This window comes from Mycobacteroides franklinii, assembly GCF_001853795.1.
Lineage (GTDB): Bacteria > Actinomycetota > Actinomycetes > Mycobacteriales > Mycobacteriaceae > Mycobacterium > Mycobacterium franklinii.
Genome location: NZ_MLIK01000019.1, coordinates 1490214 through 1516804, shown reverse-complemented (window position 1 = coordinate 1516804; position 26591 = coordinate 1490214). Strand labels below are relative to the sequence as shown.

The following is a 26591-nucleotide window of genomic DNA, read 5'->3' as shown; positions in this document are numbered from 1 at the left end:
TGGTCGTATCTGATGGTCTTCGCGCAAGCGGCTCATCCATCCAGCACACAGGCCCCGCCCAACGGGATACGTGGGCGGGGCCTGTGCTGTCAACTCAGTGGGTCACACCGAGAGTCATTTCTTTCCGGCGAGCAGGCGCTCAGTCCCACCATCTTGTGGAATTTTCCAGTACTCAGCGCCTGCTCGGGACAAAGGGATTAGTGGAACTGACCCTCTTCGGTCGAGCCCTTCAGTGCCGCGGTCGAGGTGTTCGGGTCCACGGTGGTGGCGATCCGGTCGAAGTAACCGGCGCCGACCTCACGCTGGTGCTTGGTGGCGGTGTAGCCACGCGCCTCGGCCGCGAACTCGCGCTCCTGCAGGTCGACGTAGGCGGTCATGCCCTCGCGGGCGTAGCCGTAGGCCAGGTCGAACATCGAGTAGTTCAGCGCGTGGAAGCCGGCCAGGGTGATGAACTGGAACTTGAAGCCCATGGCACCCAGCTCGCGCTGGAACTTGGCGATGGTCGAATCGTCCAGTGCCTGCTTCCAGTTGAAGGACGGGCTGCAGTTGTAGGACAGCAGCTGGTCCGGGAACTCGGCCTTGACTGCCTCGGCGAACTTGCGGGCGACGGCCAGGTCCGGAACGCCGGTCTCCATCCAGATCAGGTCGGCGTACGGGGCGTAGGCCTTGGCACGCGCGATACAGGGCTCGATGCCCTTCTGCACGTTGTAGAAGCCTTCGGAGGTGCGCTCACCGGTGACGAACGGCTTGTCGCGGTCGTCCACGTCCGAGGTGATCAGGGTGGCGGCCTCGGCGTCGGTACGGGCGATCACGACGGTCGGGGTGTTCGCGACATCAGCGGCGAGTCGGGCAGACGTCAAAGTGCGGATGTGCTGCTGGGTGGGGATCAGCACCTTGCCACCGAGGTGGCCACACTTCTTCTCCGATGCCAGCTGGTCTTCCCAGTGGGTACCGGCGGCACCCGCGGCGATCATGGCCTTCTGCAGCTCGTAGACGTTCAGCGCGCCACCGAAGCCGGCTTCACCGTCGGCAACGATCGGCACGAGCCAGTTGTCGACGCTGGTGTCACCCTCGACGCGGGCGATCTCGTCGGCGCGCAGCAGGGCGTTGTTGATGCGGCGAACCACGGCGGGAACCGAGTTGGCCGGGTACAGGCTCTGATCGGGGTAGGTGTGGCCGGAGAGGTTGGCGTCACCGGCGACCTGCCAACCCGACAGGTAGATGGCCTTCAGGCCGGCACGGACCTGCTGCACGGCCATGTTGCCGGTCAGCGCGCCCAGCGCGTTGATGTACGAGTCGTCACCCTTGGTGACGCCTTCCCACAGGATTTCCGCGCCACGGCGGGCCAGGGTGTTCTCTTCGACGACGCTGCCCTGCAGCTCCTCGACCTGGGCGGCGGTGTAGTCGCGGGTGATGCCCTTCCAGCGGGGGTTGGTGTCCCAGTCCTGCTGGATTTCTGCCGCGGTACGCGGCTTGCCGACATTCGACATTGGTGCTCCTCTGTTACTTGCCCTGACGTTTGGCTGTCGTAGACAGATTGTTAACGCTCAGGCACGTTCACTGCGTTGACTGTTACGACGATGTCACAGACCATATGCGCAGGTCCACCCGTTCCCAATGCCAATTTTCGCTAGGTATTAGCGGGCTTTTGCCAACCTTGCGAAGCGGCTAATCGTACGCCCGTACTGTTGCTACCGGCCGGTAACCAACAATTCCCTGTTCAGAACGCTCGTACTGTTAAACGACCGACGCCGTGTCTAGTTATCGAGCGAATATCGAGGCGAGGGCCTTCACCTCGTCGCCAACGACATATGTGAGCGTTGTAACACTGCGACCTGGGACACCGAACTCGGTTCCGTCCTCATAGACATTGGTGATGATCTCGAGCTTGTCCCCCAGCGAAACCGCGGAGTCGTGCTCAAGGCTCACCCGGTAGGGGCCCGACAGCAGCTCAGGGTTTCGCGAGAGGTGGTCTTCCACGATGCTCCAGTACACAGAGTTATTCATGTGGTCGAACAGGTCCATGTCGGTGAAGCGCACCGGGAAGTCCCGGATATCCGTCGCGGTCTCCCGGCTCCCTGGTTTGTTATAGGCCTTCCAGCGCAATCGATCGACATCAGTGGTAGAGGCGACGGTGGCGAGAAAGTCGTCGTCGATGCGAGCCGGTCCCTGAGTCTCACTGCTGACGTGAATCCAGAACGCCTCCGATTCGACGAGCCCGCCCTCGCGGCCGTCCAACCGCACCCGCATCTGGCACCACCGATTCGAGGTGGCCGAACACCACCGGCGCAGCCACAACGCTTCCTTGAAATCGATCGGCTTGATGACGTCGATGACGGTGCGACGCACGATCCACAGCGGGTGGGTCTCCTCCGCTTCGACACCCCGCAGGTGGTCTTGTCCGATGTCCTGGATATGCCGGGCAGCCCCGTCCAGCCGCAGCCGTCCGCCGGAGTCGACGTCAGCCATCCGAACCGGCCACCGACCCTCATAGACGTGGGGATGCGCGTGGGGCACGGGCATCATGTCCTTGTCGAGGCCGGTACTCGGTTCGCTGCTCACGCCCCGATCATCACACACCTGCCCACCGCGCCACCTGACAGCTGGTGCCGAAACGGCGGGTGCGGCAACATCTGCCACCGCACCCGCCGCATCTGCTACAACCGGCCCGCGGTGAAGTCCGACAACAGCTGCGGCACAGCCGAATCGAACCCAGAAACATCCAACTGGCGCGGATCCGACGGATCCGCGATCGTGTTGCGGGTACCCGTCATCGCAACGACCACCAGACGGGTCTCGAGCCCCATCTTCTGCCGATACTCGACAAGCGCCTGGTGCGGATGGATGTTTCCGTACCAGGTCTCGTTATCCGTGTAGAGGTGAATCGCATCGAACTCCAGGCGGTTCTTCAGCGCCCACACCATCGGCAGCGCACAGTCGGTGCCGCCCATGGGCAGCGCGGCGGTGTACCGGCAGACATCATCGAGCCGGCGCCGGGCCGTGATGTCCAGCTGCGTGGCGACCGGCTTGCGCCAGTCTGTTCCCGCCGTGAAACCGATTGCCTGATAATCAGTTTCGACGTTCACTGAAACCAGCGCCAGCGCCGTCGATGCCTCGCGGCAGGTCAGCGGCATACCCGAGATCCGGCAGTCCATGGACCCCGAAACATCGAGTGCCAGCAGCACGCGTCTGCCGGAAGGCTCGACCGCACCGTACGCGGCGTAGAACGCCGTATCCAGCGCATCCACGATCCGGGGCTCCGGAGTCCAGGTGCTCGAACCGCGGTCCGAACGCCCGGAGGCGTAGGTGCGCGCGGCCACCAGCACGTTCACCGGATGCACCCGCGCCCTGCGGAGCCGGGTGGCATCTTGCAGCTGCGCGGCCACCGCGCGCCCGGTGCCACCCGATAGCAGGCCCAGCCGGGTCAGGCGCGGCAGCTGACGCATGAGCGCCGTCTGCGGAACACCCTTGTCCAGCAAGGCTTCCCAGACCTCCGGCAGATTGAGCGCGGCGTCTGGCAGCATCTCCCAGGACAGTCCGTGCCCCCGGCCGACAATCTCCACCCAGTGCGCGGGCTTCGTAGCCGCTTGCGCCGCCACGAAATCCTGCACGATCGCGGGTAGCTCTGCGGTGCCGGTGCCCCTGACCACGAATTCGAACAGGGCCCGCCGGTCATCCGCCGCCGCCCTGGGGTGAGCCAGGCGTAGCAGGTCACGGTGTGTCCATCCGTCCCGTTGCCGGTACTTGACCACCTGGTAGGCCAGCTGGTCAACGGACTTGTCCAGGTACCAGCTGCCCACCGACCGCCTCAGCGCCGGACCCCAGCCACGGAACTGCTCGATGTAGTTCGCGAACTGGAACAGGTGCGTTCCGGTACGGGCCACCGCGGGCAGGGCCGCACATGCCGCACGACGACCATCGACATCCTCGCAGGACGCCGCGATGGCCAGCGCGAAAAGGGCCGGGTTCTGCTTGGGCGCACGGCCGGCCTCGGAGACTTCGACGATGCGCTGCACGAGCCGAATCGGATCCGTTGCGGCAGCACGGAATACCACCTCGGCGGCCTCACGAGTGAGCGCCTCTGCCGAGGTGTAGTACGTCCCGCCCGAGGTCCCGAGGGTAAGGAACCGGTGCAGATGGGCGTCGTCGGCCGTGGCGAACGTGTAGCCGTCCGCCGCGTTGGCAATCTGGGTCTCATGGGCAGGACTCGACTGCGGCGTACGCCGCCTACTGATCCTGCGCAGTACATCCATCATGGTGTTCTCTCCTTCCTCGGGGTGAGGTGCGGGCATATGTTTGATCACCGGATCTTGATCAGTGGGAGTGATAACCGGCGATCTCCGGCTCGCACCGGTGATCAGCGGGTGATGTGGGCGTGTGAAGGTGCCGACCGGATTCGGGACTCGAACCCAATAACCAATTGATAACCGGCCGACGTCCGGCGCACATCCCCCGCGGATCATGAAAAGCGTTTCGCTGCTTGCACTGTGGCGTGGGCATGGTCGCCGCACGCTCCTGAGGTAACCGATCCATTCCGGATCACGCCACTGCAAACATTCAGTTGTATGGAGGTGGTGCGGGCGTGTGAGCTGCCGACCGGAGTCATGGCTCTACCAAGCTGAGCTACAGGGTCCCTAAGACCCTGACGGGATTCGAACCCGCGACCTATGAATCAAGTAGTTAACCGATCCACATCCGGCCCGCACCACCGATGTTCTGTTGTTCGCCAGGAACTGTACGAGCATGTCGCCTGCTGTCCAAGGGATTATTTCTGTTGTCGGCAACCCTGCGTGGTCACAACCGCGAGTGATATCCACTCCCCCGGCTCGGCCCAACCGCGCCGCTACCGCCTCAGTGGCGAGCCTGCCCGACCCCGTGACCGTGGCCGTGGTCTCGCTGATCACCCTGCTGACGGCGGGCGTGCTCGAGGAGGTGTTCTACCGCGGATTCCTGCAGACGCGCCTTGAGTCGCTTGTTGGCCGTTGGCCCGCCGTCGCCACGTCATCGACGCTCTTCGCGGCGATGCACATCGCCTCACATGTCCATGTCGACACGCTGACCGTAGACCTCGCGACGATCGTTGCGGTGCAAGGAACTTTTGGCGTGATGCAGGGCTACCTATGGAGCCGGTACCGAAACATCTGGGCTCCGATCGCCATTCACGTCGCCGTCAACCTGATCTATCTCGACATGTTGGCGATCTGACGGCCGGTCCCGCACCGATAGGCACATCACCGCCGCGATCACGCAAAGCCCGGCAGCCAGCCGGAAGGCGGTGTCGTAGTTCCCCTGTTGGTCACGCAGCCATCCAGCACCGGCCGCCGCGACGGCCGCTCCGAGCTGATGTGACGCGAACACCCATCCGAACACCACCGGTGTACGTTCGCCAAAATACTTGCGGCACAGCGCGATGGTCGGCGGCACGGTGGCCACCCAGTCCAGTCCGTAAAAGATGATGAACACCCAGGTGGACGGCTCGGCCCGCGGAGAAAGCAAGGCGGGCAGCAGCATCAACGAGACTCCCCGCCCCACGTAGTACACGCCCAAAAGAACACGTCCGTCGATGCGGTCGGTGAGCCAGCCCGAGAACACCGTCCCCACGACGTCGAAGACACCGATGAGCGCGAGCAGGCTCGCCGCCATTGTTGCGGGCATCCCGTGATCGTGCGCCGCGGGAATGAAGTGGGTGCCGATCAGCCCATTGGTGGTCATTCCGCAGATCGCGAAGCTTCCCGCCAACAGCCAGAAGGCCGGTTGTCGCGATCCGATCACCAATCCCTCGAAAGCCGCCCGGAACCCACCCCGATCCTCGGGAACGCTCCCCGGCTCATCAACATCGGCCCCGTAGGCTCCAACTCCCTTGTCCGTGGGGAAATTTCGCATGAACAGCACGACCAGAGGAACCACGGCAAGTGCCGAGGCCGCGACGATCACCGACGCCCATCGCCAGCCGTGGGCACCGGTCACCACCGCCACCAGGGGCAGAAAGATGAGCTGGCCGGTGGCACTGGCGGCAGTCAGGACACCCGTCACCAGCCCGCGCCGCGCGACGAACCACCTGGTGGCAATGGTGGCCACGAATCCCATGGAGATCGACCCGGTGCCGACACCCACCAGCACACCCCAGAGCAACAGCAGCTGCCAGGACGACGACATGAAAACGCCCAGGAATGTGCCCGCAGCGATCAGCGTGAGTGCCGCCGCCAACACCGGACGGACCCCGAACTTGTCCATCAGAGCGGCCGCGAACGGTGCGGTGAGCCCGAACAAGGTCATGTTGATCGACATGGCCAGCCCGATGGTGCCGTGCGACCAGCCGAACTCGGCGTGCAGCGGATCCATCAGCACACCCGGGACGGACCGGAATCCGGCCGCGGCCAGCACCGCGACAAAGGTCACAGCGGCGATGGCCCAGGCCGGGTGGAGTCGCCGGCGGCTGGGTATCTCGGGCATCACGTACTGCGTCACCTGCCAAGGCTGACCGATGAGTTCGACTACCACAATTGGCATAAATGCCAATAGGTGTAAAGATCGTGCCATGGCACATTTCGTGGCCGTCCTGCTACTCGAACCGCTGATCGGCTTTGACGCAACCATCCCGTCGCTCATGCTCGGTCAGGCCGGCCCCGATCGCTACCGGGTCGTCACCTGCGGGTTGTCATCGGCGCCGGTTCACACCACTTCTGGCTATGCCATCACCCCGCAGGAGGGGTCCGCCGCGCTCGCACAGGCGGACACCGTCATCGTGCCGGGCACTCAGTACCCGCCCGCGCGGCTGCAGGGCGAGCTGGCGGAGGATCTACGGGCCGCCCTCGACACCATCCGGCCGGGCACTCGCATCGTGTCCATCTGCACCGGCGCCTTCGTCCTCGCCGCCGCGGGCCTGCTCGACGGCCGCCGCGCCACCACCCACTGGCACAAGGCCGACAGCTTCCGCGCGTTGTACCCGCGGGTGCTGCTGGACGAGACCGTGCTGTTCGTCGACGACGGGGACGTTCTGACCTCGGCAGGACTGGCATCGGGAATCGACCTGTGTCTACACATCATTCGACAAGATCACGGCACCACGGTGGCCAACGAGGTGGCACGGTACTGCGTGGTGCCGCCATGGCGCGAGGGCGGTCAGGCACAGTTCATCGACCGCCCGCTTCCCGAATGCGCCGGGGATTCAACGGCATCGGCGCGCAACTGGGCGCTGGAGAACCTGACCGAATCGTTGACTGTGCAGCAGCTGGCCGACCATTGCCGGATGAGTGTGCGGACCTTCAATCGGCGTTTCCGCGACGAGACGGGACTGTCCCCCGGCGACTGGGTACGACAACAACGCGTCGAACGCGCCAGAACACTACTGGAATCACACGATCTGGCCGTCGACGAGGTGGCGCGGCAATCCGGCCTCGGCTCGGCCGCGAATCTGCGGCATCATCTGCGCCGCGGCTTCGGCATGAGTCCTACCCACTACCGGAAGACATTCCGGGGCTAGATCGGGCTAGACGATGCCCACACCGGTCAGCACTTGCCAGATTCCGACCACCGCGAAAAGGATGAGCAACACCAATTGCCGGTGGGCAAGTGCCCAATTGTGAATCGGTTCGAGTATCGCTTGGGTTCTCGCCGGCGCGATCACATAGCTGATGAGTGCTACCTCGAAGACAACAAGCATCGCGAAGACGAAAACAACGGCCGCGAGAACCTGCGTACCCAGCGCGGTTCCCGACCCGACGATGATGGTGTCGACCAGAAGTACCAGCGGCGGCGGAGGCATGTATCCGATGCCGAGGACCAGCGCGACCCACAGCGCCCCGTTCTCCCAGGCGCCCTTGCCATGATGGAAAAGGCGTCGAAACTTCGCCACCACCACGGCGATCGCACCCCTGATGCGACCAACCGACCGCGGTTCGGCCGTCGGAGTCTCCGGATCCAGCACCAAAACCGACGAGTCCCCACCCGAGCCGGCGGCGACAGGCTGATTCTCTCGCTTACGCGACCGAAGACGCACCGCGATCACCACGGCCAGCACGATGCACAGCACGCCGGTTCCCAGTTGGAGAGGCTTGACGGACGAGCCCGGGTCCGCCGTCGCAAGGTTCTTCGCGAAGGACGCAAAACTCGGCACCATATGCAAGGCGAAAAGCGCGATCACAAAGGACGGCACATTCACCATCAGCGCGCCAACCCAGAAGGCCAGCAGGTTTTGCACCGGCCGAGGCCGTGAGATGACCACCAAAATCAGGCCGAGCAGCACCGGATTGAGTGACATCAAAAATGCCAACCCCAATAGTTCGCGCCACATGTCGATATACCCTACTCTGTTTGCTCACGAATGGCAGCGCCAGCTGAAATGCGACGAATTGTGCTGGCTGCATTAGTGAGATGGCCAATCATTCCGACAGAAGGCAGCTCAAAAAACTTAGCCATCACGAAACAGCTTGCGTTGCGACCCCGACCATTTCTCGCACGCTAAAGCAATCCATGCAATCGCAAGTCGCTCGCATATTTAGCGATGATCGGCGCCGAGACTCGCGGAATGTCGTGACCGGAACCAATCTTGGCCTCTCGCACCGCGGCCTGGAATCGGTCGGCCGGAGCCATCGACCCGCGCGAGGGTTCCGGCGGATTCCCGTCCCAACCGTGATCCTGCAGGATCTTCAGCATCTGCAACACGGAGCCTTGGCGCTGATGATCCGGCAAGTCGTGCAGACCGGACTCGAAGCGCTCCACCCATTCGCTGAAATCGCTGATGCGTTCAATCGGGTGTCCGGCCTCGATCAGCCAATCGACGTACTCATCGATTCCGATGCCGTCGTCATGCGGATTCATCACGTGATAGGTCTCGAATCCCGTGAACGATCCAGCGGACGATCCGGCCGCCTGACCTCCGAGCGTGGTGATCGCCTCGGCAACGAATTCCACGGGTAGCCCGTCGAAGTGCGCGCGCTGACGATTCCCGTCGTCGGTGAGTCGGTACACGGAGTGGGGCGCGACGCCGGTCGCGACAATGCTCAGCACCATTCGGGCGACCGTGTCGGATGCATTCACTTGGCCCGCGTAGCTGGTGCCCACCATGATCATGCCCGAACGGAACACCGTGACCGGCAAACCAACCTGCTCGTGGGCTTCGCGGAGTAGCACCTCGCCGGCCCACTTGCTGTTGCCGTAGCCGTTCGCATAACTCCCATCGGAAGGCCGAATGGCACTGATCAGCCGGATATCGGCGTCCTCGACGAAGGTCGACTTGTCGATCTCTCGACCGACGTCGGCCGTCGAGACGAACGTGTACGGCTTGAGCTTCGTGGTCAGCGCGAACCGGATCAGCTCCGCGGTGCCGACCACGTTGGGTCCGAACAGCTCGCTGTAGGGCAGAACGCTATTGACCAGTGCCGCGGAATCGACGATCAGGTCGACGGTGTCGGCCAGCCGCCGCCAGGTCTCTTCCGCCAGACCGAGGCCGGGTTCAGCCTTGTCACCGGCGATCACCTGCAGCCGGTCGGCGGCGAGCGCCTCGTACACCCGGATCAGTTCCGCATCGCCGCTGTCGAACGTCTTGTCCAGGCGGCGGCGTGCTTCTTCGTCGGACTTGGCACGCACCAGGCAGATCAGCGTGCCGTCGACCTGTTCCAGCTCCTTGAGCCATTCCAGCACGAGGTAGCGCCCCAGGAAACCGGTCGCCCCGGTCAGCAGCACCGTCCGCGGACGCGCATCGGCGCGCGGTAGCGCCGGGGCCGCCTGCAGCGTTGCCTCGTCGATGAACTTGTCGAGCTTGAGATCGCTGGCCCTCACCTCGGAGGCACCGGGTCCATGCACGGATGCGTACGTTGGTCCGTTGCTCCAGGAGCCTGCCGCGCCATCCAGGTACACGCACAGGCTTCGCACCGATGGCGCCTCGAAGAGGGTTCTCACCCCCAGCTGAGCATCGAGCGAGGAGTTGATCGCGGCAACCACCCGCATCGCGGAGATCGAGTCTCCGCCCAGGTCAAAGAACGAATCGTCGGTCCCGACCCGCTCCACGCCCAATACCTGCGCATAAATGCCTGCGACCGTCTCTTCGAGAGCATTGGCCGGGGCCCGGTATCGGGCAGCGTCGTCATATTCAGGCGCCGGAAGGGCTCGCTTGTCGAGCTTGCCGTTGACCGTGAGCGGCAATGCCTCCAAGCACACCACCGCGGCGGGCACCATATAGGGCGGCAGTCGCTTCGCCAGTGCACCGCGCAACTCGCTCGGCTCACCCGTTCCAATGAAGTACCCGACTAGGCGTTTGTCACCCGGCCGATCTTCGCGAGCGATCACTGCCGCCTGCTCCACGCCATCCAGGTCAGCAAGCGCCGCCTGGATCTCACCGAGCTCGATGCGGAAGCCGCGTATCTTGACCTGTTCGTCGGCGCGGCCCAGATACTCGAGCTGTCCGGCCGAAGACTCCGACACGCCCCAGCGCACCAGGTCTCCGGTGCGATACATGCGCGCTCCCGGCTCGCCGAACGGGCAGGCGACAAACCGCGAGGCGGTCAAGGCCTGGCGGCCCACATACCCGATGCCCACACCAAGTCCAGCCACATACAACTCGCCGACCACACCCGGTGGCACCGGCCGCATCCACCTGTCCAACACGAACAGGGCCGCATCGGGCACGGGGGCACCGATCGGCACCACACCCGATCCGGCGGTCAACTCACCAAACGTGGCGTAGATCGTCGTCTCGGTAGGACCGTAGCCGTTGATCATCACTCGTCCGGGCGCCCACTTGTCCACTACCTCCGTGGGGCAGGCTTCGCCGGCGACGATCAACGTCATGTCGCCCAGTCCCTCCGGCGACAGCATTCCGACCGCCGACGGGGTTTGGAACAAGACGGTGACCTTTTCACGGACCAACAGATCACGGAAATCGTCGGGCGACCGAACGACCGAATCCGGCACAACCACCAGTCGGCCACCATGCAGCAGCGCCCCGAAGATCTCCCACACGGTGATGTCGAAGACCAGCGATCCCGCCTGCGTCCAGACCTCGCCAGGCCCGGTGGGCATGTGGGTGAGCGGGTACTTGAGCGCTTGGGTCACGTTGCCGTGCGCAATAGCGACACCCTTGGGGACACCGGTGGTTCCGGAGGTGTAGATCGTGTACGCGATGTCATCGGGCGCCGGTGTAAGCAACGGCGAATGGCCGTAGATGGCGCCGGTGGGATCATCCTCGGCATCATCGAACTGGACAACCGAGACTCCGGACCCGTCGAATCGCGTGCGCAGCTCGGCAGTCGTGACGGCCGCGATGGGCACGGCATCGGACAGCATGAACTCCAACCGCGTGTCCGGTACCGAAGGATCGATCGGTAGATACGACGCCCCGGTCTTGAGAATCGCGACGATCGCCACAATCGCCTCATCGGAGCGCGGCATCAACAGCGCCACCGACTCACCCGGGCCCGCGCCGTACACCGACAACAGATTCGCCAAACGATTGGCAGCCTCGTCGAGCTCGCCGTACGTCGTCGAGCGGCCGTCGAATGTCAGCGCCACCGCCTCTGGGGCGCGGTCGACCTGTTGGGCGAATGCCTCCGGAATTGACAACACGGGTTCCACGCCCCGCGCCAACACCTTGCGGTTGCCCCAACCATCAAGCTGTGTGTGCTCGTCGGTCCGCAGCACGTCCAGCGACGAAAGTCGTTGGTCGGCATCGGCAACCATGGAGACCAGTACTCGCTCGAACCGATCGAACACGGCCTCGATGGCGCCCGCGTCAAATTTGTCGGTGTCGTACTCGACACGGATTCCCAGCTCGTGGCCCGGCAGCGCCATCACCGACAGCGGATAGTGGTTGTACTCACGAGTGACGAACTCGGTGATAGCCAATTCCTGCACGCCCATGAATGCGCTGGTGTCGATCGGGTAGCTCTCGTACAGGAACAGGGTGTCGAACAGTTGCTCGTGCCCTGCCAGATGATGAATCTCGTTGAGTGCCAGGTGTTCGTGCTCAATGGTGTCGTTGTGAGCACTCTGCAGCTGCCCGAGCAGCTCGGCGACCGTGGTGGTCGCGGTGGCACGCGCCCGCACGGGCACCGTGTTGATGAGCAAACCCACGATCGAGTCGGATCCGGCAAGCTCCGCTGGCCGCCCCGACACCGCCGTCCCGAACGCGACGTCGTCCTGACCGGTCACCACCATAAGAAGCTGTGCCCACGCGGCCTGGAGCACCGTGCTGATCGTGGTGTGTTGTGACCGCGCGAGATCGGCAAGAGCCTGGGTGGTCTCGGCCGACACGCGGTAGGACTCGACACCTCTGGCACCCGGGGGCGCTGGCGGAGCGACGAGAGTGGGGGTGTCGAAACCTTCCAAGACCTTGCCCCAGGCCGCGCGGGCCGCGTCGAGATCCTGGTCTACCAGCCAGCTGACGAAACTGCGGTACGACGACGGTGCCGGGAGCCGCTGCCCGAAGTAACTTGCGAAGATCTCCTGCAACAAGATCGGCAAGGACCAGCCGTCGATCACGACGTGGTGGAACGTCAGGACGAACCGATGCTGATTCCCCGCGGTGCGGATCAACGCCGCACGCAACGTCGGCCGATCGGCGAGGTCGCAGACCGCGGCACGCTCGGCAGCGCACAGATGCTGGATCTCCTCATCCGGAGTCAGATCGTCACCGCGAAGGTCGAGGTACCGCCACGCGATCACCGGGTCGGCAAGAATCACCTGGACCGGGTCACCGAACTGAGTGCAGAAGCGGGCAGCAAGATTCGGGTGACGGCGGACCACAGAGTGAACCGCGTCGCGCAACCGAAGCTGATCGACAAGACCCGTCACCGTGATGTCGAGTTGTACCGCGTAGAAGTCGACTCCGGCCGCGTCGCCTTCCAGCACCCCGGCCGCACGGGCGAACGTGGTGTGGAAGAGCAGGCCCTCTTGAATGGGCGTCAGCGGCAGCACGTCGACGATCTTGTGCTGCTCGTGCAGCTGATCGATCTGCTGCTGACTCAGCTGAGCCGGAGCGATATCGGACGGGGTCAACCCGCCGCCGCCACTGCGCACGTACGCGCAGATGCCGGCCAAAGCCTCGAACCACAACTGACTCAGGCGCTGCACCTGCGGTTCGGTAACCGACGAGGGTGCCCAAGTCCAGCCGGCGCGTAGATGTGCGCCGGACTCTTCACCGAGGCCGCCCTCCACGATTCCAGCGTTGAGATCGACGGTGTACATCAGCGGCATGGACACCGAAGACGCAACGCTCGCCGAGGAAAGGCTGTCCTCGTTGATGCGCCACAGGTCGTCGGTGAGATCCGCGGCACCGGCACCGAGGCGCCCCAGGTAGTTGAAACCGATGGTCGGTTCCGGCCCGGACAGGTCGACATCCGAATTCAGGTAACGCAGCAGACCGTAGGTCAACGGGTCGGGAAGAGCCCGCAGCTGTTCCTTGGCGCCCTTGACAATTGGTCCCAAATCGGCGGACCCGGCGACAACTTCCTTCCAGGAGAGTCCACCGACGCTCAGCGCCACCGGATACTTGGTGGTGAACCACCCGACAGTGCGTGATAGGTCGACGTCGTCGGCCAATTCTTCGTGGCGTCCGTGCCCTTCGACGCCGATGCCGATCGACGCGGCGTTGGAGTCCAGGAATTCATTCCATGCCAATCCGAACGCGATCAGCAGAATGTCTTGCACCCCAGCGTGAAACGCTGCCGGCACCTCACTCAGAAGCTCCCGCGTGGTCTCGGTATCGAGCGAAACCGACAACGTCTTCGCGGTGGCGTAGGTGTCCAATCCGGGCAGTACCGCCGGCAGTGCCGCTGGCACCGCCGTCACCTCCCGCCAGGCGTCGGCGCTTGCCACCACATCCGCCGAACGTGCGTGCTCGTCGAGCAGTGTGGACCATCGGGCGAACGAGGTCCCGCCGGCAGGGAGCTCGACCGGCTGTCCGCTGTGGTGCTGTGCCCAGGCAATATTCAAGTCTTCCAACAGAATTCGCCATGACACACCATCAACGGCCAAGTGATGAATCATCAGGGCGAGCTGACGGGAGTCGGGAACCCACACCGCGCTCAACTCCGCGCCGTGAGCCGGATTCAGGCGAGAGCGGGCCGCCACCAGCTCCGCGTCAGACAAGCTGTCGGCAACGCGCAGGCAATCACGTGCGTTGATCGCGCCCGTCTCCGGGACGGAAAGCGACCAGGCCCCGGAGACACTGTCGGTCTCGGCACGCAGCCTCAGCGTGGCATGGCGGTCCAGCAGCGCCTGAAGGATGACGACGACATCGTCCTCGGTGACGCCGACCGGAGCCTGCAGCACGATGGTCTGGTTGAACTGATCGACGGGACCCTGGACCCCTTGCAACCAGTGAATGATCGGGGTGGCCAGCACCGGACCGATGCCCTCGTCGACGACACCAGCCTGGCCGTCCGAGAGCGTGGCCACCGCCGCCACCGCACTTACCGTCTGCTCGACGAAGATGTCACGTGGCCGGCACAGCACACCCGCCGCGCGCGCCCGCGACACCACCTGCATCGACAGGATGCTGTCGCCGCCGAGATCGAAGAACGACTCGTCCACACCCACGCGGTCGACCCCGAGAACCTGGGCATAGATATCGGCCAAGATCTTCTCGACCGGGCCCGACGGCGCGCGGTAATCGGTCCCGACACTGCGATATTCGGGCGCCGGCAGGGCACGCTTGTCCAGCTTGCCATTCACGGTCAGCGGCAGCGCCTCCAACACCACCACCGCAGCCGGAACCATGTACGCGGGCAGTCTTTCGGCGAGCGCGGTGCGCGCCTCGACCGGATCGGCGGTCCCCATGATGTAACCGACCAGCCGCTTGTCGCCCGGACGATCTTCGCGGGCGATCACTACCGCCTGCTCCACACCGTCGAGCCGCGACAGTGCCGCCTGGATCTCCCCCAGTTCGATGCGGTAGCCACGGATCTTGACCTGCTCGTCCGCGCGGCCCAGGTATTGCAGCTGACCGTCTTCACCCCACTGCACCAGATCCCCGGTGCGGTACATCCGGGAACCTGGCCCACCGAACGGGCAAGCAAGGAAACGCGATGCGGTCAGACCCGATCGGTGCGCATACCCGGGCGCCACGCCGTTACCCGCCACGTACAGCTCGCCGACCACGCCCTCGGGTGCCGGCCGCAGCCACTTGTCCAACACGAACAATGCCGCTCCGGGCACCGGTGATCCGATGGGCGCGACGCCCGAACCCGGTGTGAGCGGTCCACTCATTGCCGCATAGATCGTGGCCTCGGTGGGGCCGTAGGCATTGATCATTGTGCGTCCGCTGGTGGCCCACCGATCCACCAGCTCGGTCGGGCACGCCTCACCTGCGACGATGAGCGTCGTCGACTCCAGCCGGTCCGGTGACAACATCCCTGCGGCCGAGGGGGTTTGGCACAGCACGCTGACTTTCTCGCTGATCAACAGCTCGTGGAGGTCATCGGGCGACGACGCCACAGATTCGGGAACCACCACCAGGCGGCCGCCGTGCAGCAACGCACCCCAGATTTCCCACACCGATACGTCAAAGACCAACGAATGCCATTGCGACCAAACCTGACCCGGCCCAGCGGGCAGGTCGGCACGTACCGCGTCCACCAACTGCGTCACGTTGTGATGAGTAACCGCAACCGCTTTGGGAATACCGGTGGTGCCCGAGGTATACGTCATGTAGGCGAGGTCATCGTGCTGCGGTACGGGCAGCGCGGAACTGGGCTGACCGTCGATCAGCGGATCGTCGATTTCGATGACGCCCACGTCGAGCCCATCGAATCGTGAGCCCAGTTCGGCCGTGGTGAGCACCGCCACCGGTCCCGCATCCGACACCATGAACTTGATGCGCTCGTCGGGATGAGCGGGGTCGATCGGCAGGTATGCGGCCCCTGTCTTGAGCACCGCCAAAAGCCCGACGATCGCCTCGCCTGAACGTGGAACCAGCAGTCCCACAACCTCTCCTGGACCGGCACCATTGCTCGCCAGCACGTGGGCGATGCGATTGGTGACCTGATCCAGCTCACGGTATGTCCAGGACCTGTCCCTGCACACCAGCGCGACGGTCTCCGGCGCGCGCTCCACCTGGACTGCGAACAACACCGGGATCGAGACGGGTTCGGCGGCGGGCTCGGTGAGCACCGCGCGGTTACCCCATTCGTCGAGTCGGTCGTGATCGTCGTCGTCGAGAAGATCCATCGACAACAAAGTCCGGGTGGGATCGGCGCTCATGTTGGCTCCTTCTTCTTCCCTTTAACATCGGATGTCATGGCTTCCAGCACCCGCTGGAACCTCTTGACCAACTTTCCAATTCGGACGGCGCTGAAGACATCGGTGTCAAATTCGACGCGCAGACCCAACTCATGGCCAGGCGTGGCCTGGACCGCGAGTGGGTAGTGGTTGTACTCGCGATTACTGAACCCCGTGATGGACAATTCGTGCACGCGAGACAGTGCAGCCGTGTCGATGGGGTAGTTCTCGTAGACGAACATTGTGTCGAACAGCAGATCATGCCCGACAGCATGGTGAATCTCGTTGAGCGCCAGGTGCTGATGCTCCAACGTCTCACCGTAGGCGCCCTGCAGCTGGTTCAGCAGGCCCGCGATGGTGGTGGCCGAGGTGATGGTCGCTCGGACCGGAACCGTGTTGATCAACAGACCCACCATCGATTCCGCCCCGACGAGATCGGTCGGCCGGCCCGACACCGCGGTACCAAACGCGACGTCGGTCTGACCCGTCAGCCACATCAGCAGCTGAGCCCACGCGGCCTGCAGCACCGTACTGACCGTCGTGCGGCAGGAGCGAGCGAGCTCGCCGAGCGCCTGGGTGGTCTCGGCAGACACAACGAAGGACTCAACCCCTCGCCGTCCCAGCACCATTCGGCCCGGCGGCCCCACCAACGTCGGGGTCTCGAAACCTTCGAAGACCTTGCCCCACGCCGATCGGGCAGTGCTGTTGTCCTGTCCGGACAGCCAGCTGACAAACCGGCGATAGGCGACCGGAGCCGGCAGCCGCTCGCCGAAGTAGCTTGCGAATATCTCCTGCAGCAGGATCGGCTTTGACCACCCATCAAGCACGATGTGGTGATTGGTGAGCAGGAATCGATACTCGTCCGCCCCGGTCCGGGCCAGCGCGGCCCTGAAGGGCGGTTGGCCCATCAGATCGCAGACCGCGCTCCGTTCCGCAGCCGCCAGCCGCTCGACCCTATCTTCGACATCACCCTCGCCGTCCAACTCGACGTATTGCCAAGCCAACTCGGGATCTGCGGGGATGAGCTGCACTGGCGCGCCGAACTCTTCGTAGAAGGTGGCGACCACATTCGGACGGCGCTTGATCGCGGAGCGCACGGCCTCATGCAACCGCTTGGGATCGAGCGGTCCGCTCAAGGCCACATCGAGCTGTACGGCGTACAGGTCGTCGCTGCCCTCCATCGCCTCTGGCGCCAGGTTCGAGTGGAACAACAATCCCTGCTGCAACGGCGTCAGCGGCAACACGTCTGCGATCTCGTACTGCTCGTCCAGCTGATCGATCTGCTGTTGGGTCAGCTGCGCTGGCACAACATCCGAAGGCGTCAGCCCTCCGCCGCCGGCACGCACGTGCGCGCAGATTCCTGCCAGCGAGTCGAACCAAAGTCGGCTGATCCGATCAATCTGGTTGTGACTCAAGGCTGATAGCGCCCACGTCCATGTCGCATGCAATTGCGGACCCGCATCGGCGTCTTCCATGACGCCGGCGTTGAGTTCGACGGTGTGCCCCAACGGCGTGGGCACCGATGTCGCGGCGGCGGTGATCGCCACCCCATCCTGGTCGATCCGCCAGAGGTCGTCGGAGAGCTCGGCCCCACCGGCACCGAGCCGGCCCAAATAGTTGAAGCCGATCGACGGATCCGGCCCCACCACCTCAACATCGGGATTGAGATACCGCAACAGACCGTAGGTCAAGCCGTCCGGCAGCGCGCGCAGTTGTTCCTTGGCGTCCTTGATCACCGGCGCCAGCGCGGAGTCACCGGCCACCACCTGCGCCCAGGACAGTTCGCCCACCGCCAACGACACCGGGTACTTGCTGGTGAACCAGCCGACCGTGCGGGAGAGATCCGCATCCCCGGCGAATTCTTCTTGGCGGCCATGGCCTTCGACGTCAATACCGATCGGTGCTCCAGCCGAGCCGAGGAACTCGTTCCATGCCAAGGCGAAAGCAATCAGCAGAATGTCCTGCACCCCGGCGTGGTAGGCGGTGGGCACCTCACCCAACAGCTCACGGGTGAGGTCGGCGTCGAGCGACACCGACAACTGCCCCGCACTGGCGTAGGTATCCATGGTGGGATGCACCGCAGGCAACGCCGCCGGGATCGCCTCCACCTGCCGCCAGGCGTCAGCCAACGCGGTCACGTCCGCGGCATGCGCGTGCTGATCGAGCAGAGTTGCCCAGCGTGCAAATGACGTTCCGCCCGAAGGCAGTTCCACCGGCTGCTCGCCGTGATGCTGTGCCCAGGCGATATTGAAGTCTTCCAAAAGAATTCGCCACGAGACCGCATCCACCGCCAGGTGGTGAATGATCAGAACCAGCCGGTTCTTGCCGCTCTCCCACAGCGCACTCAGCATCGACCCGGTGGCGGGGTTCAACCGCGACCGCGCCTGGCTCAGCGCCTCATCGGTAAACGTCTCCACAGCCAGCAGGCACTCGCGGGCATCTACCGTTCCCGCCTCCGGAATCAGCAGAGACCACTGGCCACCGTCGTCTTCGGCACGCAGTCGCAACGTGGCGTGCCTGTCCAGCAGGGCCTGCAGCACGGTCACCACATCGTCCTCGGTGACTCCGGCGGGAGCCTGCAGTACGACAGTCTGATTGAACTCCTCGACATCACCGCCGAGCCCGTGCAGCCAACGGATGATCGGGGTCGCAACAACCGCTCCGGTGCCCGCATCGACCACGCCGGTCTCGCCGTCGGCGAACACGGCAACCTGAGCCAGGCGTGCCACGGTTTGTTCGACAAAGATGTCTCGCGGCCGCAGCAGCAGGCCGGCGGCCCGGGCACGGGCCACCACCTGCATGGACGAAATGCTGTCTCCACCAAGATCAAAGAAGGAATCATCCACGCCGATCTGCTCGACACCGAGCACCTGGGCGTAGATGCCCGCCAGGATCTCCTCGACCGCGTCCTCGGGCGCTCGATAATGGTCCGCATCCTGGAACTCCGGCGCCGGCAGCGCACGGGTATCGAGCTTGCCGTTCACCGTCAACGGCAACGAATCCAACACCACCACGGCCGCCGGGACCATGTAGGCCGGCAGACGTTCCGCCAGCGTGGCCCGCACCGCGGCCGGATCCAAAGTGCCAGCTATCGATTCGGTGATGTAGCCCACCAGCCGCTTGTCGCCAGGACGGTCCTCACGAGCGATCACCGCCGCTTGGTCCACGCCCTCCACGCGAGCCAATGCCGCATGGACCTCACCGAGTTCGATGCGGTATCCACGGATCTTGACTTGCTTGTCGGCACGTCCGACGTAACGCAGCTGTCCGTCTTCACCCCACTGCACCAGGTCTCCGGTGCGATACATCCGCGATCCGGGCGCGCCGAATGGGCATGCGACAAAACGGGTTGTCGTCAGATCCGAACGGCCCAGGTATCCGCTCGCCTGCCCGGAACCTGCCACATACAACTCACCGACCACGCCCACCGGCACCTGCCGGAGCCAGCCGTCGAGCACGAAGAAGGCGAGATGCTCCAGTGGCACGCCGATCGGACTGCTGTTGCTGTCCACGTCACCGTCGCCGATCTCCCGGAAGGAGGCGTGAACAGTCGTCTCTGTGATGCCGTACATGTTGATCATGCGCGGCAGCCCCGGATGGCTGTCGAACCAGGGCGAAAGCCTCTGTGGTTCAAGAGCTTCGCCACCGAATACCACGGTCTGCAATTTGAGCTGCTGACCCATTTCGGGCTGCAGCGCGTCAGCGGTCTGCAACGCGTAGAACGCCGAAGGCGTCTGGCTCAGCACGCTGACCTGCTCGCTGACAAGCATGGCATGCAGGTCTTCCGGCGACCGGACAATCGCGTCGGGTACGACGAGCAACCGTCCGCCGTACAACAGCGCACCCCAGATTTCCCACACCGAGTAGTCAAAGGCCAGCGAGTGGCATTGCGTCCAGACCTGGCCCAAAGCCAGTTCCGCGTCCAGCGATTCCAGCAGTTGTGCGACGTTGCGATGGGTCACCGCCACACCCTTGGGCGCACCGGTGGTTCCCGAGGTGTAGATGATGTACGCAATGTCGTCGACCGCTGGACCAAGCAACGCGGTGTCGCTCTGCTGGCTTACCGCCGGGTCGTTGATATCGAGCACAGGCACGCCCGAAGCGCCGAGCCGTGGCATCAGATCGGCAGTGGTGACAGCGACGACAGGCGCGGCATCACCCAACACGAACTCGACGCGCGAGTCCGGGTGCGCCGGGTCGATCGGCAGGTACGCCGCTCCGGTTTTGAGCACGGCCAGGATGGCCGCGATGGCCTCACCGGTGCGAGGAAGCAGCAGTGCCACTCGCTCGCCCGGGCGAGCGCCACGAGTCACCAAGTGGTTCGCCAACCGGTTGGCTGTTGCGTCCAATTCACCGTAGCTCCAGGAACGTTCACCGCAGGTGATCGCAATTGCCTCGGGGGCGCGTGCGACCTGCGCGGCGAAGAGCTCCGGAATCGATGTCAGCGCGGGCTCCGGTCGGGTGAGCACCGCACGGTTGCCCCATTTGTCCAACCGGTCGTGTTCACCGGCATCGAGCAGATCGATGGATGACAACCGGGTCGCCGGATCCGCGGTCATGGCCGTCAGTACCTGACGGAACTTGTCGACAACGGTCTCGATATCCGCCAACTCGAAGACAGCGGTATCGAACTCGACGCGCAGGCCCAGTTCATTGCCCGGCATCGCCACGACCGACAACGGGTAGTGGTTGTATTCACGGCTGCTGAAATCGGTGATGCCGAGTTCTCGCGCACCCAACAACGCGTCGGCGTCGATCGGGTAATTCTCGTAGACGAACAACGTGTCGAAAAGCCTGTCGAGGCCGATTGCATGATGAATCTCGTTGAGCGCCAAGTGCTCGTGCTCGACGGTCTCGTTGTGCATCCGCTGCAACTGATCCAGTAGATCGGCAACGGTGGTGGCCGCGGTGATGTTCGCACGCACCGGCACCGTGTTGATCAGCAGACCCACCATCGAGTCGGCTCCCGCCAAGTCGGCGGGGCGTCCCGATACCGCGGTGCCGAACGCCACATCGTGCTGACCGGTCAGCCAGGTCAGCACTTGAGCCCAGCCCGCCTGCAGAACCGTGTTGACGGTGGTGCGTTGCGCTCGGGCCAGCTCAGCCAAGGACTGCGTGACGTCCTCGGAGATGCGGTAGGACTCAACTCCCCGGCGGCCTGCGGTGGCGAGCGAGCCCACCAGCGTGGGGGTCTCGAAACCGTCGAGGGCTTTCCCCCATACCGATTGCGCCGCAACGCGATCCTGCCCTGCCAGCCACGTGACGAAGTTGCGATAGGGGGCGGGCGAAGGCAAGCGCTGCCCGTAGTAGACGCTGAAGATCTCTTGCAGCAGGATCGGCAACGACCAGCCGTCGATCACGATGTGATGTGCGGTCAACAAGAGTCGATGCTTGCTTACTCCACCATCTTCGGCGTCACCAACCCCCGAGATGAGCGTTGCCCGGAAGACCGGCTCGGTGAACAACCGGCAAACCGCCGCACGTTCAGAGGCGGACAGCTCCTCGATCCGCTCATCGGCTTCGCCGGCCAGTTCGACATGCTGCCAGGCGATTACGGGCTCCGCGGAGATGATCTGTACCGGCTCCCCGTATTCCTCACTGAAGCGGACTGCCAGGTTGGGGTGGCGTTTCACCACTGTGTGCACGGCATCGCGCAGACGAACGGCATCGAGTGCACCGGTCACGGTAAGCGCCAACTGCACCGCGTAGACGTCGTCCTCGGTGGAATCTCCGGTGGCCTCTGCGAATCCAGCCTGGAACAGCAGCCCTTGCTGCAGTGGGGTCAGCGGGAGCACATCGGCGATCTCGTACTGTTGTACCAGGGCATCGATTTGCTGCTGATTCAGTCGCGCAGGCGCCAGATCGGAAGGCGTCAATCCGCCTCCGCCAGAACGCACATGGGCGCAGATTCCAACCAGGGCTTCGAACCACAGCTGGCTCAGACGATCCGCTTGCGCACCGTCCAGCGCTGATGGCGCCCACGCCCAGTTGGCGCGAAGCTCCGGACCGCTCGAGGCATCCGAATGTGTCTCGAAGATGCCGGCGTTGAGCTCCACCGAATGCGCCAGCGGCATCGAAATAGCCGCAGCCACATCGGCCATCGACAAGCTGTCGTCACTGATCCGCCAGAAGTCCTCGGAGAGTTCGGCAGCGCCCGCGCCCAGCCGCCCGAGGTAGTTGAACCCGATGGTCGGCTCCGCCCCGGACAACTCCACGTCGGGATTCAGGTAACGCAACAGCCCGTAGGTCAATCCGTCGGGCAAGGCACGCAACTGTTCCTTGACGGACTTGATCACGTCGCCGAGGGAAGCCTCCCCCGCGGCCACCTGCGCCCACGAAAGCTCGCCCACCGCAATCGAAGCCGGATACTTGGTGGTGAACCATCCGATCGTGCGCGATAGGTCGATACGGCGATGAACGGCGTCGCCGACCTCCTCCTGACGACCATGACCTTCGATATCGAAGGCGATGGAGGCGCCCCGGGTGCCGAGGAATTCGTTCCAGGCCAGTCCGAACGCGATCAGCAGAATGTCTTGCACTCCAGCGTGAAATGCCGCAGGTACCTCACCCAGCAGTTGCCGGGTGGTCTCGGAGTCCAGCGAGACGGACAACCGCCCGGCGTTGGCGTAGGTGTCGACCGCTGGTTGCACCGCGGGCACACGAGCCGGCGTCGTAAGGACCTGCCGCCATGCATCGGCGTGCTCAACCACATCTGCGGCAACCGCATGTTCTGCCAGCAGTGCAGACCAGCGCGCGAAGGACGTCCCGCCGACCGGCAGCTCCACACCGGCGCCGCCATGGTGCTGTGCCCACGCAATATTCAAGTCTTCCAGCAGGATTCGCCACGAGACGCCATCGACGGCAAGGTGATGAATCACCAGTGCCAGTTGCGCGGTGGCCGGAACCCATACCGCGCTGAGCATCGCGCCGGTAGCCGGATCGAGCCCCGTGCGAGCGGCCACCAATGCCTCATCCGACAACGCGTCGGCGATATGAAGGCGGTCGCGGGCATCTACCGCTCCCACATCCGGAACATGTAGCGACCATTCACCCGAATTGTCCTGCGCACGTAGACGCAGGGTGGCATGCCGGTCCAACAGCGCCTGTAATACGACGACCACGTCGTCCTCGGTCACCGCGGAAGGCGCCTGGATGACGAGTGTCTGATTGAACTCGGCGATCGGGCCCTCAATGTCGCGCAGCCAGCGCATGATCGGGGTGGCCGCCACGGGGCCGACGCCTTCATCGGCCACATAGGCTTCCCCGCCGGTGATTTCGGCCACCACGGCCAACCGCGACACCGTCTGCTCGATGAAGACATCGCGCGGGCGGCACAGCACTCCCGCCGCGCGAGCACGGGCAACCACCTGCATCGACAGAATACTGTCGCCGCCCAGATCGAAGAACGAGTCGTCGACGCCCACTCGCTCAACACCGAGGACCTGCGCGTAGACGCCGGCGAGGATCTCCTCCACCGCGGTACCCGGCGCACGGTATTCAGCGCCGAGACCGCCGTACTCGGGAGCCGGCAGCGCGCGGATGTCCAATTTGTTGTTGGACGTCAGCGGCAGCGCCTCGAGCACCACCACCGCGGCCGGAACCATGTACGGCGGAAGACGTTTGGCCAGAATGCTGCGTACCTCGATGGGGTCCGCGCTGCCCGTCACATAGCCGACCAGGCGCTTGTCGCCGGGGCGGTCCTCGCGCACGATCGCCGCCGCCTGGTCCACTCCGTCGAGGGCACCCAACGCGGACTGGACCTCACCGAGTTCGATGCGGTAGCCGCGAATCTTGACCTGCTCGTCGGCGCGGCCCAGGTACTGCAGTTGGCCGTCGTCGCCCCACAACACCAGGTCGCCGGTGCGATACATGCGGGAGCCGGGCTCACCGAACGGGCATGCGACAAAGCGTGAGGCCGTCAGGTCTGAACGACCTATATATCCGCATGCGACGCCGTCACCGGCAACATACAGTTCGCCGACGACACCGGCCGGCACCGGTTGCAGCCAGGTGTCGAGCACGAAAAGCGCCGCACCAGGCACTGGTGAGCCGATGGGAACCACGGAATCCGGAGACTCTGCCTTGAGAGGAGCGCTGATCGCCACGCACATGGTGGTCTCGGTCGGGCCGTACGCGTTGATCATCACTCGGCCGGGCGCCCACCGATCGACGACCGTGGCGGGGCACGCCTCGCCCACCACCGCGAGCGCCGTGGATTCGAGGCCCTCAGGCGACAACATCGCCACCGCCGACGGCGTCTGGGTAAGCACAGTGACCTGCTCGGTGACCAAGACATCGTGGAAGTCGGAGGGAGAGGCGGTGACGGATTCGGGTACCACGACCAGCCGGCCACCGCGCAGCAGCGCACCCCAGATCTCCCACACCGAGACATCGAATGCCAACGAGTGGCACAGCGGCCATACGCCGGGGTTGGGCAGACCGGCGTCCAGCGACGACATCAATTGAGTGACGTTGTGGTGGGTGACAGCCACACCCTTGGGGGCACCGGTGGTACCCGAGGTGTAGATGATGTACGCGATGTCATCCGCTGCGGGAGCCGACGGCACCGTTCCCGAATGGACGTCGGTTCCGTAATTCTCCGAGGCATCGAGGTCGATGACGGTGAGGCCGAAACCGTCGAGCCGTGCACTGAGATCGGTCGTGGTGATCGCCGCGCGCGGCGCTGCATCCCCCACGATGAATTCCAGGCGCGATGCGGGCACCGCCGGGTCGATCGGCAGGTACGCTGCGCCGGTCTTCAACACGGCAAGAATCCCGATGACCGCGTGAGCCGACCGGTCCGAGAACAAGATGACTCGCTCACCAGGGCCTACACCCTGATTCGCAAGATGACTGGCGAGACGATCGGCGGCCTCATCGAGCTCGCGGTACGTCAGCGTGCTATCCGCGAAGGTCAGTGCCGCCGCATCGGGATTGGCAGCCACGTGCGTGGCCAACAGCTCGGGAATCGATACCCGCTTGGCTGCCGGCGCCGCCAGAACACCCCGGTTACCGACCTCGGCCAAGCGCTCGAGCTCATCGTCGACCAGGGAATCCAGCGAAGAAAGCCGCCGATCTGGATCGGCGGCCATCTCCGACAGGAGCCGTTGTAACCGGCTCGCCAGGTTCGGCACTCCGAATTTCGAGAACGGCAGTCCGTCACCCGAGGTGCTCAGGAGTAGTTGGTCACTGGCCCCGATAAAGAAGAGTCCGAAGTGCCCCATGGGGCCGTGGTTGGTGTAGGTCGCCGTGGCGGGCACACCGGCGAGATCCAGGGTGAGTCGCATGGGGATGAAGTTGATGGCGACGCGATTTCCCGCCTGCCGGGGGCCCCGGAGACCGAATTCGCCGCCATCGAGAATGTGCGCCGGGAACCGTTGATGCTTCAGCAGTTCGCGAATGCGTACATCAACGTGCTGGCAGAATTCGGCGACGGTGGATTCCGGCGGTGCACTGAGCACCAGCGGCACCACGCCGGCCAGCATGCCCGGAAGTGTCTTCGACTCGGGACGAACACGTCGGCTGACCGGGAAGTCAAGCGCCACTTCCGACCCGCTCGTGGACCATCCGCGCACCAACAACGCGCAGGCCGCGGTGATAACCGAGTACCGGCGAACACGCAAAGCCTTTGTCAAGTCTTTGATTTCGCCGACTACGGCGTCATCGATCTGAACCGAGGCTGTCGGCGTGTAACCCTCATGGCCCTCGTGGGCATGAGGCGGGCGGGGATCAAGGCCGCTGTCCGGCGGAAGGTTACGGCTCCAGTACTCCTGATCCTCTGTGTAGTCGGCGGAGGCTTCGTACTCTGCCTCCAGATCGACCAGATCCTTCAGGGTGCCGAAGTAGGCGTCGGGAATCGGATCCCCCGCGACCAGCGCGGAGTAGATCGATGCAATTCGGCGGCTGACGATCGCCATGCCCAGGCCGTCCAGGTTGATGTGATGGCACAGCCCGAACATGTAGTACTGATCGTCCGCCGTGCGGATCAACGCGAATTTCAGCAGTTGGTCGGTCAACGGCATCAGGGCGCGTTGGATCGATGAGGCGATCTGGCGGGCGTGCTCGACAGGATCTTCTGAATCACGCACGTCGTGGAACGCCAACACGAGTTCCGAATGGTCAATCGCCCTCTGAACGATCTGACCATTGACCTCAAGGAAGGCGGCCCGCGCAGGTTCAGCTTCGTTGATTGCCTGACGGACCGCCTGCTCGAGTAGAACTCGTTCTACTTTTCCCTCGATGCGGACCAATAGGCCCAGCTGCCACTCAGCGTCAACCAGACCACTTTCCTGTGAAAGCCAGATATCCAATTGTCCGCGTGAAAGCGGTAATGCCTGGTCCTCAGACTCCAACATTCGCCTACCCCCTCTCCGAAG

Annotated in this window: 9 protein-coding genes; 2 read left to right on the top strand and 7 right to left on the bottom strand. The window is 64.2% G+C overall.

Features of this window, described 5'->3' with window-relative positions; translation table 11 throughout:
* Nucleotides 1-197 precede the first annotated feature (197 nt).
* The 3 genes from aceA to BKG76_RS14845 form a co-directional block, all read right to left on the bottom strand.
* A complete protein-coding gene (gene aceA, locus BKG76_RS14855) occupies nt 198-1490 on the bottom strand; it encodes an isocitrate lyase (RefSeq protein WP_070938302.1) in 1293 nt (430 codons plus the stop codon).
* A 271-nt stretch (nt 1491-1761) separates the two neighbouring features.
* Nucleotides 1762-2526, bottom strand: a complete 765-nt coding sequence (locus BKG76_RS14850) for an acyl-[acyl-carrier-protein] thioesterase (protein ID WP_070939250.1) — start codon at nt 2524-2526, stop codon at nt 1762-1764.
* 131 nt (nt 2527-2657) lie between these two features.
* Entirely contained in the window at nt 2658-4253 is a 1596-nt protein-coding gene (locus BKG76_RS14845; protein WP_070939249.1) for a TROVE domain-containing protein, read from the bottom strand.
* Nucleotides 4254-4743: 490 nt separating this feature from the next.
* Between BKG76_RS14845 and BKG76_RS24480 the strand changes: the two genes are divergently transcribed.
* The gene (locus BKG76_RS24480; protein ID WP_083338047.1) at nt 4744-5205 is read left to right on the top strand and encodes a CPBP family intramembrane glutamic endopeptidase; all 462 of its coding nucleotides are present in this window, start codon (nt 4744-4746) and stop codon (nt 5203-5205) included.
* Here the strand turns inward: BKG76_RS24480 and BKG76_RS14840 are convergent.
* Entirely contained in the window at nt 5119-6453 is a 1335-nt protein-coding gene (locus tag BKG76_RS14840; RefSeq protein WP_109420866.1) for an MFS transporter, read from the bottom strand. The genes BKG76_RS24480 and BKG76_RS14840 overlap by 87 nt on opposite strands.
* A gap of 85 nt (nt 6454-6538) precedes the next feature.
* On the opposite strand from BKG76_RS14840, the gene BKG76_RS14835 reads away from it, so the two are divergent.
* On the top strand, nt 6539-7483 hold the full coding sequence (locus tag BKG76_RS14835; protein ID WP_070938301.1) for a GlxA family transcriptional regulator: 945 nt from the start codon (nt 6539-6541) through the stop codon (nt 7481-7483).
* A gap of 6 nt (nt 7484-7489) precedes the next feature.
* Here BKG76_RS14835 and BKG76_RS14830 read toward each other — a convergent pair whose 3' ends face one another.
* The 3 genes from BKG76_RS14830 to BKG76_RS14820 all read right to left on the bottom strand — a co-directional run bounded on the left by BKG76_RS14830 (nt 7490) and on the right by BKG76_RS14820 (nt 26570).
* Nucleotides 7490-8293 carry a GAP family protein gene (locus BKG76_RS14830; RefSeq protein ID WP_070938300.1) on the bottom strand — a complete coding sequence of 268 codons (804 nt, stop codon included), beginning with the start codon at nt 8291-8293 and terminating at the stop codon, nt 7490-7492.
* 167 nt (nt 8294-8460) lie between these two features.
* A complete protein-coding gene (locus BKG76_RS14825; protein ID WP_070938299.1) occupies nt 8461-16197 on the bottom strand; it encodes a non-ribosomal peptide synthetase in 7737 nt (2578 codons plus the stop codon).
* Nucleotides 16194-26570, bottom strand: coding sequence for a non-ribosomal peptide synthetase (locus tag BKG76_RS14820; protein WP_083338045.1), 10377 nt, complete (start codon nt 26568-26570; stop codon nt 16194-16196). Before BKG76_RS14820 ends, BKG76_RS14825 begins: the two co-directional genes overlap by 4 nt.
* Between the last annotated feature and the right edge of the window lie 21 nt (nt 26571-26591).

Bases quoted from the DNA above. Each gene is read 5' to 3' on its own strand.
- aceA (WP_070938302.1), bottom strand. From the start codon at position 1,490: ATGTCGAATGTCGGCAAGCCGCGTACCGCGGCAGAAATCCAGCAGGAC.
- BKG76_RS14850 (WP_070939250.1), bottom strand. From the start codon at position 2,526: ATGATGCCCGTGCCCCACGCGCATCCCCACGTCTATGAGGGTCGGTGG.
- BKG76_RS14845 (WP_070939249.1), bottom strand. From the start codon at position 4,253: ATGGATGTACTGCGCAGGATCAGTAGGCGGCGTACGCCGCAGTCGAGT.
- BKG76_RS24480 (WP_083338047.1), top strand. From the start codon at position 4,744: ATGTCGCCTGCTGTCCAAGGGATTATTTCTGTTGTCGGCAACCCTGCG.
- BKG76_RS14840 (WP_109420866.1), bottom strand. From the start codon at position 6,453: ATGCCCGAGATACCCAGCCGCCGGCGACTCCACCCGGCCTGGGCCATC.
- BKG76_RS14835 (WP_070938301.1), top strand. From the start codon at position 6,539: ATGGCACATTTCGTGGCCGTCCTGCTACTCGAACCGCTGATCGGCTTT.
- BKG76_RS14830 (WP_070938300.1), bottom strand. From the start codon at position 8,293: ATGTGGCGCGAACTATTGGGGTTGGCATTTTTGATGTCACTCAATCCG.
- BKG76_RS14825 (WP_070938299.1), bottom strand. From the start codon at position 16,197: ATGAGCGCCGATCCCACCCGGACTTTGTTGTCGATGGATCTTCTCGAC.
- BKG76_RS14820 (WP_083338045.1), bottom strand. From the start codon at position 26,570: ATGTTGGAGTCTGAGGACCAGGCATTACCGCTTTCACGCGGACAATTG.